At 72.5% G+C, this 13,037-nt stretch carries 10 protein-coding genes; 4 read left to right on the plus strand and 6 right to left on the minus strand.

What is annotated here, in order from left to right:
* The 6 genes from ACH5A8_RS08775 to ACH5A8_RS08800 form a co-directional block, all read right to left on the minus strand.
* Nucleotides 1-873 (minus strand): polysaccharide deacetylase family protein (locus tag ACH5A8_RS08775; RefSeq protein ID WP_398999457.1); only part of this gene is annotated, 873 nt, incomplete at its 3' end.
* 30 nt (nucleotides 874-903) lie between these two features.
* Complete coding sequence (locus tag ACH5A8_RS08780) at nucleotides 904-1,941, minus strand: glycoside hydrolase family 11 protein (RefSeq protein WP_398999459.1); 1,038 nt, start codon at nucleotides 1,939-1,941, stop codon at nucleotides 904-906.
* Nucleotides 1,942-2,401: 460 nt separating this feature from the next.
* Nucleotides 2,402-3,406 carry an oligopeptide/dipeptide ABC transporter ATP-binding protein gene (locus ACH5A8_RS08785; RefSeq protein WP_398999808.1) on the minus strand — a complete coding sequence of 335 codons (1,005 nt, stop codon included), beginning with the start codon at nucleotides 3,404-3,406 and terminating at the stop codon, nucleotides 2,402-2,404.
* Between the two features lie 83 nt (nucleotides 3,407-3,489).
* Entirely contained in the window at nucleotides 3,490-5,463 is a 1,974-nt protein-coding gene (locus ACH5A8_RS08790; RefSeq protein WP_398999460.1) for a dipeptide/oligopeptide/nickel ABC transporter permease/ATP-binding protein, read from the minus strand.
* Entirely contained in the window at nucleotides 5,463-6,413 is a 951-nt protein-coding gene (locus ACH5A8_RS08795) for an ABC transporter permease (RefSeq protein WP_398999462.1), read from the minus strand. The genes ACH5A8_RS08790 and ACH5A8_RS08795 overlap by 1 nt, the downstream gene beginning before the upstream one ends.
* Before the next feature lie 76 nt (nucleotides 6,414-6,489).
* On the minus strand, nucleotides 6,490-8,085 hold the full coding sequence (locus tag ACH5A8_RS08800; protein ID WP_398999464.1) for an ABC transporter substrate-binding protein: 1,596 nt from the start codon (nucleotides 8,083-8,085) through the stop codon (nucleotides 6,490-6,492).
* A gap of 146 nt (nucleotides 8,086-8,231) precedes the next feature.
* Here ACH5A8_RS08800 and ACH5A8_RS08805 point away from each other — a divergent pair, with 146 nt between their 5' ends.
* The 4 genes from ACH5A8_RS08805 (at nucleotide 8,232) to ACH5A8_RS08820 (ending at nucleotide 12,928) form a co-directional block, all read left to right on the plus strand.
* On the plus strand, nucleotides 8,232-8,984 hold the full coding sequence (locus tag ACH5A8_RS08805; protein WP_398999810.1) for a FadR/GntR family transcriptional regulator: 753 nt from the start codon (nucleotides 8,232-8,234) through the stop codon (nucleotides 8,982-8,984).
* Nucleotides 8,985-9,366: 382 nt separating this feature from the next.
* The gene (locus ACH5A8_RS08810) at nucleotides 9,367-10,383 is read left to right on the plus strand and encodes an acetylxylan esterase (protein WP_398999467.1); all 1,017 of its coding nucleotides are present in this window, start codon (nucleotides 9,367-9,369) and stop codon (nucleotides 10,381-10,383) included.
* A gap of 26 nt (nucleotides 10,384-10,409) precedes the next feature.
* Nucleotides 10,410-11,870, plus strand: a complete 1,461-nt coding sequence (locus ACH5A8_RS08815; protein WP_398999469.1) for an exo-alpha-sialidase — start codon at nucleotides 10,410-10,412, stop codon at nucleotides 11,868-11,870.
* Nucleotides 11,871-11,959: 89 nt separating this feature from the next.
* Nucleotides 11,960-12,928, plus strand: coding sequence for a dihydrodipicolinate synthase family protein (locus ACH5A8_RS08820; RefSeq protein ID WP_398999471.1), 969 nt, complete (start codon nucleotides 11,960-11,962; stop codon nucleotides 12,926-12,928).
* Nucleotides 12,929-13,037: the final 109 nt, after the last annotated feature.

The following is a 13,037-nucleotide window of genomic DNA, read 5'->3' on the forward strand; positions in this document are numbered from 1 at the left end:
CGTCACCGTCCAATTGCTCGACCCGCTCACCGACACGTTCAGGTTGTACCGGTCGCCCCACTGCTGACCCGCCGACAACGTCGCCGAGCAGCCGCCACCCGTACCGCCGCCACCGGTTCCACCGCCACCGCCACCGCCGGTGCCGCCGTCGGTGGGGGCGACCGCGCGGCCGGTCTGCGGGGAGATCATGCCCGCGCACAGCCCCTTGCTCGCCAGTGTCTGCGCGATGCGCGGGATGGCCGCCAGGGTGTTGGAGGGCCACTCGTGCATCAGGATGATCTGGCCGTTGCCGAGCCGGCTGACGGCCTGCACGATCGCGTCGGTGCTCGCGCCGTTCCAGTCCTGCGAGTCGACGTCCCAGATGATCTCGGTCAGGCCGTACTTTGCCTCGACCGCCTTGAGGGTCGCGTTGGTCTCCCCGTACGGCGGGCGGAACAGTTTCGGCGTGCCGCCGCCCGCGTTCGCGATGGCCTGCTGGGTCCGGGAGACCTCCGAGTCGATCTGTGACTGGCTCTGCTGGGTGAGGTGCGGGTGGGTGTAGCTGTGGTTGCCGACCCACATGCCGGCGTCCACCTGGGCCTTGACCTGGGCCGGGTACGCGGCGGCGTACTGGCCCTCGTTGAACATCGTGGCCCGCAGGCCGTTCTGCTTGAGCGCGTTCAGCAAGGCCGGGGTGTGGTCGTTGGAGGGGCCGTCGTCGAAGGTCAGCCCGACGTATCCGGTGCAGGCGGCGGCCTGGGCAGCGGCGGCCCGCGGTGCGGGGGCGGCCTGGCTGGGCGTCGCGACGGCGGCGGCGGCGCCGGTCACGGTGAGCGCCGCGACGGCCGCTCCCAGGGTCCGCGCACGCGGTCTCGGGTGTGCGGTAGCGCGCATGGGACATGCTCCTTCGTGGGTTCGGGGCGGTCAGTTCGCGGTGCAGGTGACCGTGGGCCAGGTCCAGGAGCCATTGGTCTGGATGGTCACGCCCCAGTTGTCGCCGTTGCCGTTCGGCTTCGCCTGCAGCACCTGCGCGCTCGGGTAGCTCGCGCTCACGTTCCAGGTCGAGAGCACCTTCTCCGGCGACGGCACGTTCATCGTCACCGTCCAATTGCTCGACCCGCTCACCGACACGTTCAGGTTGTACCGGTCGCCCCACTGCTGACCCGCCGACAACGTCGCCGAGCAGCCGCCCCCCGTACCGCCGCCACCGGTTCCACCACCGCCGCCGGTGCCGCCACCGCCACCGCCGGTGCCGCCGCCCGATCCGCCCTCACTCACCGTGATGTTGGAGTTGCCGCTGCTCTGGTAGCCCTCGGTGGCCATGATCATGTAGTTGTGGTTGCCGAGGTTCATGCCGTGGCCGGCCCAGGCGTCGAAGTGGTTGCCGGTGGTGATGGTGCCGCCGGTCCGCTTGGACTGCCGCACGCTCCAGTACTGGTTGAAGGTCCTGGTGCCTTCGATGGAGGGGGCGTTGACCCGGGTCGTCTCGTAGATGTCGTACGTGCCGCCGTCGCTGGTGACCGTGCCCTTGTAGGTGCCGGTGGGCCGGTAGGTGCCCCAGTTGTCGACGATGTAGTACTCGACCAGCGGATTGGTCGTCCAGCCGTACAGCGACAAGTAGGCGTTGCCGGACGGGTTGAAGCTGCCGGAGTAGTTGACGGTCTTGCGTCCGCCGGTGCTCCAGCCCTTGCCGGCGACGAAGTTGCCGCTGTTGGTCCAGGAGGTGCTGTAGTTGCCGCCGGAGCCGAGGTTCATGGAGGTCGAACCGCCGCCGTCGGTCCAGAACGAGTAGTAGTAACCGTTGTTGGTGCCGGTCTGGTTCGAGGTGACGACCGTGTCGGCGGCGGCCGTGCCCGGCATCGCCATCGCGGCCAGGGCGACCAGCGCGATGGCCCAGGCACTTCTGACGAGCAGTCTGAACCAGCCGTTTCTCGGCCGGTCGGGGCGTGCGAGTACGTTCATGTCCGTGCTTCCTCCTCGTGCGGGCAGGTGGGGGCGGGCAGCGCGACGGGCCCCGGTCGGGGGGCTGCGCCGGCGGCCAGGAGGTGACGACGACCGAGTGTTGGGCCGCCCCTGAGGACTGTCAACGGTTTCGGTAATTATTTCGAAAGCTTCGGCAGCCAGGAGTTGGCCGAGAAGCCGCATAGACGCAGTTCACCTCGCCTGCCGAGACAGCTGTGAAGAAATCTTTCGCCGGGTCGGCTCACACCTGGATCATGTGACCGTCGGGCGGATCCCGAATGTTTCGGACGCTCGACATGGTCAGCCGCGGAAAGCGGACCGGCCCCGGTCGACCCCCGAGAAGGGGGCCGGCCGGGGCCGGTTGCCTGGTGCCTGCGTGCCTGGTGCCTGTGCGCCTGCGCGCCTGCGCGCCTGCGCGCCTGCGCGCCTGTGTGCGGACGCGCCTATGTGCCGGTGTCTCTCACTCCCGGCCGGGGCCGGACCCGGCCTCGGTCAGCACGGCCGTCTCGCCGCCCGGCTGGGGATGCACGCAGTGCCAGCGGTGTCCGTCCGGCCCCTCACCGCGGGCCGGGAACGCGGTGGCGCAGGCGTCGTCCGCCTTCCAACAGCGGGTGCGGAAGGGGCAGCCGGTGGGCGGGTTGGTGGCCGACGGCACCGGGCCGTGCAGGACGATCCGCTCGGGCCGCTCCAGCAGGCTCGGCGTGGCCGACAGCAGGGCCTCGGTGTACGGATGCCTGGAGGCGCCCGTGACCTCGGCGGCCCCGCCCTCCTCGACCACGCGGCCGAGGTAGAGGACGGCGACCCGGTCCGCCAGGTAGCGCACGGTCTGCACGTCGTGGGAGATGAACACCATGCCCAGGCCCAGGCGTTCGCGCAGGTCGACGAGGAGGTTGAGGATCTGCGCACGCACGGACACGTCCAGGGCGCTGGTCGGCTCGTCGGCCACGATCAGCTCCGGGTCCAGGGCGAGCGCGCGGGCGATCGCGACGCGCTGGCGCTGGCCGCCGGAGAGCTGCCCGGGCATCGCGTCCAGGGTGTGCCCGGGCAGGCCGACCAGGTCGAGGAGTTCGGCCACCCGGGCCTCCCGCCCGGCGCGGGCGCCACGGCCGTGGACGTCGAGGGGGTCGCGCAGGATCCGGCGTACGGGCAGGCGCGGGTTCAGGGCGGTCGACGGGTCCTGGAAGACCACGCCTACGGCGGGACCGAAGCCGGTGCGGCGCTCGGCGGCCGTCATCTCCCACAGGTTCCGTCCGCGGAAGCGCACTTCGCCCTCCGTGGGACGCTGCAGTCCGGTCACCACCCGGGCGAGCGTGGACTTGCCGCAGCCCGACTCGCCGACGAGTCCGAGGATCTCGCCGCGCCGGACCTCCAGCGAGACGTCGGTGAGGGCGTACACGGAGTCGCGGTGCAGGATGCCGCCGCTGCGCGCCTTGTGCCGCACGTGGACGCCGTCGAGGCGGATCAACGGGTCGGCCGGAACCACCGTGGCCGCAGCGGAGTTGATGGTGCCGGTTGTCGTGGGTGTGTCGCGGGTGTGCTGCGCGGAGGTCATCGGGTACTCCCGAGTGGCTGCGCCGGCCGCTTCGCCGGGGCGGGGTGGTGGCAGGCGAACTGGTGGTCGTCGGCGGTGTCACGGCCGGTGGCGGGCGGCGGGGCGGCGGCGCACAGGTCGGTGGCCGCCGCACAGCGGGACGCGAACCGGCAGCCGGCCCCGAACGCCCTCGGCGCCGGTACCACGCCGCGGATCTGGTGGAGCCGGTCGGCGCCCGCCTCCAGCGAGACGACGGAGCCGAGCAGGCCGCGGCTGTAGTGGTGGGCGGGGTCGGTGAGCAGCGCGCGGGTCGCGCCGACCTCGGCGACCTGGCCCGCGTACATCACCGCGACGCGGTGGGCGAGGTCGCCGACGAGGGCGAGGTCGTGGGAGACGAGGACCATGGCGAAGCCGAGTTCGTCGCGCAGCTCGACGAGCAGCTCCACGACCTGGGCCTGGACGGTGACGTCGAGGGCGGTGGTCGGCTCGTCCGCGATGAGCAGCCGCGGGCTGCGGGAGAGCGCCATGGCGATCAGGACACGCTGGCGCTGGCCGCCGGACAGCTCGTGCGGGTAGCTGCGCAGGGTGCGCTCGGGCGACAGGCCGACCAGTTCGAGGAGTTCGGCGGGGGTGCGGGTGCCGCCGCGGGAGGTGAGGCGCCTCAGCTGGGTGCCGATCAGCACGGACGGGTTCAGGGACGACATGGCGTCCTGGTAGACCATGGCGATCTCCGGGCCCATGAGGGCCCGGCGCTCCCGAGGGGTCAGGGTCAGCAGGTCGCGGCCCCGGTAGCGGATCTCGCCGTCCACCTGCGCGTCGCGGGCCAGCAGGCCCATGACGGCGAGGCTGGTGACGGACTTGCCGCAGCCCGACTCGCCGACCAGACCCAGGGTCTCGCCCTCGCGGACGGTGAAGGAGATGCCGTCGACGACGCGGGTGTCGCCGTACCGGTCGGGGAACCGGATCGTGAGGTCGCGCACGGCGAGCAGTTCGGGGGCGTCGGCGGGCAGCGGCGGGACGGCGGGCTCGGTGGCCGTGAGCCGGGTGGCGAGTTCGGCGAGGGCGGCGTCCACCTCGGCGGTGTCGACGGTGCTCGCGGCGGCGGTGTTCTCGTCGCCGTCGGTGCCCCCGGTGCGCGACCGGTCCGGGGAGGCCGCGGCGTCCGTCATGCCCTCGGACAGGATGTTCAGGGCGAGCACGGTGACCAGGAGGCACAGACCGGGGAAGAAGGTGGCCCACCAGCCACCGGACAGCAGGATCTGCCGGCCGTAGGCGAGGACGCTGCCCCAGCTGGGGTCGGGGTCCTGCACGCCGGCGCCGATGAAGGACAGACCGGCCTCGAAGATGATCGAGTCGGCCACCATGACGGTGGCGAACACCAGCACGGGGGCGGCGCAGTTGACGGCGACGTGCCGGGCCACGATGTAGCCGCGGTGGGCGCCGATGACCTGTTCGGCGGCGACGTAGTCCTCGCCGTACTGCTCCAGCACGTTGGCGCGCACCACGCGGGCCAGCGAGGGGGCGTAGACGAACGCGATGGTGAAGACGATGACCGGGACGCTCGGGCCGAACACCGCGACCAGCACGGCAGCCAGGGCGATCGGCGGGAACGACATGACGATGTCGAGGGTGCGCATCACGGCCTCGTCGGCGAACCGGCGCGAGGTGGCGGCCAGGGCGCCGAGCAGTGAGCCGATGACGAGGGCGAGCAGGGTGGCGCCGAAGCCGATGGTCAGTGAGTAGCGCGCGCCGTGCACGACGCGGGCGAACACGTCGCGGCCGGCCCGGTCGGTGCCGAACCAGTGGTCGGCGGAGGGGCCCGTGGCGGGTGTGCCGGTGGCCAGGGGGTCCTGGGTGAGCAGCGGGGCGAACACCGCGGCGAGCACGACGACGAGGAGGACGCCCAGCGCGATCCGGGAGGTGGCGGGAAGCCGGCGCAGCCGGGTGGCGGGCCGGGCGAGGCGCTCGGCGAGGGAGCGGGGGGCGAACATCACACCGTCCTGATGCGCGGGTTGACGAGCAGATAGAGCAGGTCGACGATGACGTTGACCACGAGGAAGGCGACGGCGATGGTGAGCACGGTGCCCTGGACGAGGGCCACGTCACCGCCGGTGACGCCCTCCAGGATCAGCTTGCCCATGCCGGGCAGGTCGAAGATCGCCTCGATGACGACGGCGCCGCTGAGCATGTAGCCGACCTTCACACCGAGCACGGTGAGCGGGGTGACCAGTGCGTTGCGCAGCGCGGAGCGGACGATCAGGAACGGCGGCAGGCCGCTGCCGCGGGCGGTGCGGATGTAGTCGCGGTCGAGTTCGCTCACCATCGAGGTGCGGATGAGGCGGGCCAGGGACGCCGCGACGGGCAGCGCCAGCGAGAACGCGGGCAGTGCGAGCGAACGCAGCCAGCCGGTGAGGGAGTCGGCCGGGTTGACGTAGCCGCCGGTGGGGAAGAGGGGCGTGTTCAGGGCGAACTGCTGGATGAGCAGGACGCCGAGCCAGAAGGACGGCAGGGCGATCCCGGCCATCGACAGGACCCGGAAGACCTGGTCGGGCCAGCGGTCGCGGTACATGGCGCCGGTGACGCCGAACAGCAGCGCGAGCACGACGGCGAGCGCGAGTCCGAGCAGGGTGAGCTGGAGCGTGAGCGGGAAGGCCATGGCGATCCGGTCCGCGACGGGCCGGCTCGGCGGCACGGTGACGCCGAGGTCGCCGCGGATCAGCTGCCCGAGGAAGGTGAAGTACCGCACCGGCAGCGGGTCGTCGAGCCCGTGCGCGGCGGCGAACGCGGCACGTGCCTCGGGGGTCGCGCTGTCGCCGAGCGCGTTGTAGGCGGGATCGGCCGGCGAGAACTGCAGGACCACGAAGACCAGCAGCGCGATGCCGAGGATCATCACCGGCATCATCGCGACGCGGCGCAGCGCGAGCCGGAGGAATGCAACCATCGTGAGGTTCCTAGCGGTCGGGGCCGGGCCCCTCGCGCAGTGGGGCGGGAGGGGCCCGGCGGCCTGGGGTCCGGCGTCAGGCGCGGGCGACGTCGACGAAGGACAGGCCGGTGGTGGGCAGCGGCTCGAAGCCCTTGAGCTCGCCCTCGCGCCAGGCGGTGGGCAGCTTGCGGTGCAGGACCGGGTAGAGCGCGGCCTCCTCGGCGACCAGGTCGGTGACCTGTCCCCACAGCGCCCTGCGCTTGGCCTCGTCGGGCTCCCGCGCGGCCTTGTCGAGCAGCGACCGGGTCTTCCCGTAGGCGGCGCTGCCGCTCCAGGCGTAGCGCTTCTCGGGCCAGAAGCCGTAGTAGAACCAGCGCAGCAGCAGGTCGGCGTCGTTGCCGAAGACGGAGGGGTCGCCGGGGGCGGCCAGGACGTCGAAGGAGCCCTTGTCGACCTTGGCGTACTGGGCGGGCGACTGGGCGATGTCGAGCTTGGCGTCGATGCCGGCCGCCGCCCAGCTCTCCTTGATCAGCGGGGCGATGTCCTTGACCCAGCCGGTGTCGGTGACCAGCAGGGTGAAGGAGAGCTTGCCGACGCCGGCGTCGGCGAGGAGCTGCTTGGCCTTGGCCACGTCGTGGCCGTAGACGGTCGCGGCCTTGTGGTAGTCGGGATGGGTCGCCGGGACGTAGCCGGTGGCGGCTGCGGCGTTGCCGAGCAGCGCGGTGGAGATGATCTTCTCGGTGTCCAGGGCGTAGTGCAGTGCCTGGCGCACGCGCTTGTCCGCGAAGCGCTTGTCCGCGCAGTTGAACATGAGGAACAGCAGGCCGAAGGACTGGACGGACTCGACCTTGTTCTTGCCGCCGAGGCTCTTGATGTCGATGTAGGGCACGTCCTCGATGGCCTGGACGCGCCCCGACGCCAGCGCGCTGACCCGGGCGGACGGGTCGGAGATGAGGTTCCAGACCATCTTCTTGGCCTTGGCGGGGTGCGGGCCGTTGTACTTGTCGTACGCCTCCATGACGATGCGGTTCTCCCGCACCGCCTCGACGAAGCGGTAGGGGCCCGATCCGACGGGCTCGGCGTCGAACGCCTTGGCGTCGGCTCCGGCGATCTTCTTCGGGACGACGCGGACCACGGAGACGCGGGAGGGGAAGAGCGCGAAGGGGTACTTCAGCTTGAACTCGACGGTCGCCGTGTCGACGGCGGTGACCTCGTCGATGAACGGGACGAACTGGGCCATCAGCGAGGCGTTCTTCTCGTCGAGGACCCGCTCGAAGCTGAAGACGACGTCGTCGGCGGTGACCGGGGAGCCGTCGTGGAAGGTGGCGCCCTTGCGCAGCGTGGCCCGGTAGGTGGTCGCGTTGATCCTCGTCGGCATGGCGGTGGCGAGGGCGGGGCGCGCGGCGAGCGTGGCCGGGTCGAGGTCGACGAGGCCTTCGAAGAGGTGCATGTTCGCGGCGTAGGGGGTGGCGCCGGAGGTGAGCATCGGGTCGAAGCCGGTGGACAGCGGGTAGGAGAGCCCCGCCTCGATGGTGTCCGCGGCGGCGCCGGAGCCGCTCGCGCCGCTGCCGCTGGAGGCCGGGCCGCTGCAGGCCGACAGTCCTGCGGTGACCGCGGTCGCCACGCCGATGGCGCTGGTGTATCTGAGGAAGGAGCGGCGGTCGACGCCGGTCGCGGTGCGCGCGGACAAGGGGTCCTCCAAGCGGGGAGACGGGATGTGCGTGAGCTGGGAGGAGACGATCGCGGTCCGCACCTCACCAGGAGTGCATAAGACGTCTGACGTCTGATGCCTTGATAGCGTGGGAAAGTAGCCCGGCGATGGAGAGGGGTCAAGAGGTGGCGGTGGAACAGGGGGCGGTGCGGCCTGTCGCGGCGGCGCCCAGAACCGCGCGGCAACCGCTGCGGCAGGAGGTCGTCGACGGCATAAAGTCGTACATCCTGCGCAACCAGCTCCGTCCCGGCGACCCGTTGCCGGCCGAGCCCGCGCTGTGCGAGGCCCTCGGCGCGAGCCGCTCCAGCGTCCGCGAGGCGATCCGGATCCTCACCGCGCTCGACATCGTCGAGGTGCGTCACGGTCACGGCACCTATGTCGGGCGCCTGAGCCTGTCCGCCCTGGTGGAGAGCCTGGCGTTCCGCGGACTGCTCAGCCCGGACGACGACTTCCAGGTGATGAGCGACCTCGTCGAGGTGCGTGAGCTGTTCGAACGCGGCATGGCGGAACGGCTGGTGAACTCCCTGGACGCCGGCCGGATCGAACGGCTGCAACTGCTGGTCGACGCCATGCGCGAGGCCGGCGGCGGAGCGGGGCACGGCTTCGTCGACGCGGACCGCACCTTCCACACCCTGCTCGTCAGCCCCCTCGGGAACGATCTCATCGGGCAGCTGTCCACGGCCTTCTGGGACGTCTACGTCATCGTCGCGCCGCACCTCGACGTGTTCACGCACGAGCACGAGGCGGCCACCATCGCCACCCACCAGCGCATCGTGGACGCGGTGCGCGAGCGGGACGCCGCCGCGTTCGCGGCGGCCCTCGAGGACCACTACGCGCCCGTGCGCCACAGGATCGCGGAGGCCCGCGCCCGGCGCTGACCGGCCCGTCCCGCACACCCTCCCTCGGGCAGAGGGCCGCCGCGGCCCCGGGCCCCGCGACCCCGGACCTCACACGGCCCCGGGCCCCGCGACCCCGGACCTCACACGGCTCCGGACTTCCGGCCCCGGACGGCGATGCGGCCGCCCGGGGCCGCCGCATGCCCGGACGCCCGCATCGCCCGGCCCGCGGGGCACTTGACGCGCGTTCCCTAGATCCCTAGGGTCCCAGGACGACAGACATCAGACGTCTGCTGTTCAGATGCCTTGTTCAGCTGCGTCGTTCAGCTGTGCGGGAGGCCCCCCGACGGACGGCCCCTCCCGGATCCCCCTGTCTCCGCTCTCCGTTGCGCCGCGCGCACACCTCACCCACCGGGGCCCCCTCATGCCACTGACGGACCTCACGCTCGCCCAGTGCCTGGCACTGCGGCCCGACCCCGACGAGCCGGCCGACCTCGACGCGTTCTGGAACCAGACCCTGCGCGAGGCCCGTTCGGCCGGCGACCGCCCGCGGTTCACGCCGGTCGACACCGGACTGACCCAGGTGACGACCTACGACGCGACCGTGCCGGGCTTCGCCGGCCAGCCCGTCCGGGGCTGGCTGCACCTGCCCGCCGGCGCACGCCGACCGCTCGGCTGCGTCGTGGAGTTCCTCGGTTACGGGCGCGGACGCGGCCTGCCGCACGAGCAACTGCTGTGGGCCGACGCCGGTCACGCCCACTTCATCATGGACACCCGCGGCCAGGGCTGGTCCACCGCGGGCGGCGACACCGCCGACGGCGCCGCCCTGAACGGCGAGGTGCCCGGCTTCCTGACCCGCGGCGTGGAGAGCCCCCACGACCACTACTACCGGCGGCTCATCACCGACGCGGTGCGCGCGGTCGACGCCGTGCGCACCCACCCGGCCGTGGACCCCGAGAAGATCGTCGTCACCGGTGTGAGCCAGGGCGGCGGCCTCGCCCTAGCGGTGGCCTCCCTCGTCCCGGGCCTCGCCGGCGTGATGCCCGACGTCCCGTTCCTGTGCGACATCGCGCGCGGCGCCCGGATCGGCTCCATGGCCCCGTACACCGAGGTCGCGGAGTACCTGCGCCTGCACCGCGACCGCGTGGAGACCGTCTTCCGCACGCTGTCCTACGTGGACGCCGCGCTGCTCGCCTCGCGGGCCACGGCCCCCGCGCTGTTCTCCATCGCCATGATGGACGAGGTCTGCCCGCCCTCCACCTGCTTCGCCGCCTACCACCGCTACGGCGGCCCCAAGGACGTACGCGTCTACGAGTTCAACGGCCACGAGGGCGGCGGCGGCCACCACCAGCGCGAACAGCTCGCCTGGGTCCGGGAGACGCTCGGCGCCGCCACGGCGCCCGCCGGAGCCCCGGCACCGCACGACCACCGACTCGTCTGATCATCCAACCGGGAAGAGGTCCGTCCATGCAGCGCAGAATCTCCCTGGCCACCGCCGCCGTGGCGTTCGCCTTCGTGGCCGCCACCACGACGAGCGCCGAGGCGGCCACCGCCGGCACGCTCACCTCACAGGACCTGGCCACCGCGGGCGCCGGCTCGCCCTACTACCGCATCCCCGCGCTGACGACCACCACCGAGGGCACCCTGCTCGCCGCCTACGACGCCCGGCCCACCCTCGGCGACCTGCCCAGCGACATCGGCATCATGCTGCGGCGCAGCACCGACGGCGGGACCACCTGGCAGGCCCAGCAGGTCGTCCGCAAGGACGCGGCGCCCAACGGCTACGGCGACCCCAGCCTCCTCGTGGACCGCGAGACCGGACGGATCTTCCTCTTCTACGCGGCCGCCGTGAACCAGGGCTTCCTCGGCTCGGCGACCGGCAACGACGAGAGCGACCCGAACGTCCTGCAGGCCGACTACAGCTACTCCGACGACGACGGCGTGACCTGGCAGCACGAGCGGATCACCGCCCAGATCAAGGACCCGGCCTGGGGCGGCATGTTCGCCGCCTCCGGCGAAGGCATCCAGGTACGCCGGGGCGCGTACAAGGGCCGGCTCGTCCAGCAGTACGCCATCCGCCACGACGGGGCGAACTACGCGGTCAGCGCCTACAGCGACGACCACGGCGCGACCTGGAGGACGGGCGACCCGGTCGGGCCCGGCGGCGACGAGAACAAGACCGTCGAGCTCTCCGACGGCCGGATCATGCTCAACACCCGCTCCGCGCCGTACCGCAAGGTGGCCTACTCCAGCGACGGCGGCGTCACCTACACCGCGTTCCGGCAGGACACCGAACTGCCGGACCCCGGCAACAACGGCTCCATCGCCCGCTTCGCACCGGACGTGGCCGCCACCCACCCGCGCGCCTCCTGGCTCATGTTCAGCAACACCGCCACCACCGGCAGCCGCAGCAACCTCACCGTCCGCCTCTCCTGCGACAACGGGCAGAACTGGCCGGTGCGCAAGACCGTCGAGGCCGGCTCGTCCGCCTACTCGACGCTCACCCCGCTCAGTGCCGGCACCGGCTCCGACCCCCGGGTGGGCCTGCTGTGGGAGCGCGACGACTACCAGCACATCACCTACTCGTCCTTCGACCTCAAGTGGCTCGGCGGAGTCTGCGCGCCCGTCACCGTCACCCCGCCCGCCTCCCTGCCCGCCGGGACGACCACCGAGGTCACCGTCCGCGTCGTCAGCCAGAACGACGTCCCGCTGCCCTCCGGAACGGTCTCCCTCAAGTTGCCGAGCGGCTGGAGCGCCCCGGCCGTCACCGTGCCCGCCCTCGACCCCGGCCAGGGCGCCGACGTCAAGGTCCCCGTCACCGTCCCCGCGACCGCCGCCGCGGGCAGCGTGTCGACGACCGCGACCTACGAGGTCCGCGGCGCCCAGCACTCCTACGGCGACGCGACGCTCACCGTCACCGCGCCGTAGGGTCCGTCCGGGCCGCCCGCTGCCCGCGGGCGGCCCCGCCCCCCGTTCCGCGCTCGTCGAGCGCGCCACCGCACGACCCAGGAGTCCCCATGGCCTCGTCCCAGCCCCTGAGCGGCGTCGTACCGCCCGTCTGCACCCCCATGGACGCGTCGGGCGAGGTCGACACCGCCTCCCTCGCCCGGCTCGTCGACCACCTCGTCGACGGCGGAGTGCACGGGCTGTTCGCACTGGGCTCCAGCAGCGAGGTCGCCTTCCTCACCGCCCGGCAGCGGGCCGTGGCGCTGGCCACCGTCGTCGAGACCGCCGCCGGCCGGGTGCCCGTCCTCGCGGGCGTCATCGACATGACCACCCCCCGCGTGCTGGAGCACGCCCACGCCGCCCGCGCGGCGGGCGCCGACGCCCTGGTGGCCACCGCGCCCTTCTACGCCCGCACGCACCCCAGGGAGATCGCGAGCCACTTCCGCACCGTGCGCGAGGAGGCCGGCCTGCCGCTGTACGCCTACGACCTCCCGGTCTCCGTCCACAGCAAGCTCTCCCCCGCCCTGGTGCGCGAGCTCGCCGAGGACGGCACCCTCGCCGGGCTCAAGGACAGCAGCGGCGACGAGGGCTCCCTGCGCCGGCTCATCGTCGCCCTCGGCGGACGCCACGGCCGCGCCACCGGCCCCGCCCCCGGCTTCAGCATCCTCACCGGCTCCGAACTGACCGTGGACGCCGCTCTGCTGGCGGGAGTCGACGGCGTCGTGCCCGGCCTCGGCAACGTCGATCCGGCCGGTTACGTCCGTCTGTACGACGCGGTGCGCGCCGGCGACCTCGACACCGCGCTCGTGGAGCAGGAACGGCTGGTGGAGCTGTTCGGCATGGTCGACGCCGGCCCGGAGGACGAGATGGGCCGCAACTCCTCCGCCCTCGGCGCGTTCAAGCACGCGCTGCGTCTGCTCGGCGTGCTGGCCGACGCCCGGACCGCCGCCCCGCAGATCCCGCTGAGCGACGCGTCCGTCGCGCTCGTCGAGCAGCGCCTCGCCGCCGCCGGGCTGCTCCCGGCCGGGCCCCGCAACTGACCCGCGGCCGGCCGCGCCCCACGTCGTGCCGCCCCCCGTACCGGGTCACGGAGCGGCTCAGGAGCGGCTCACGGACCGGCCGGCGGCACGACGGTCTTGGGGCGGTGGA

The sequence above is a fragment of the Streptomyces sp. NPDC018610 genome (assembly GCF_044391765.1).
Classification (GTDB): domain Bacteria; phylum Actinomycetota; class Actinomycetes; order Streptomycetales; family Streptomycetaceae; genus Streptomyces.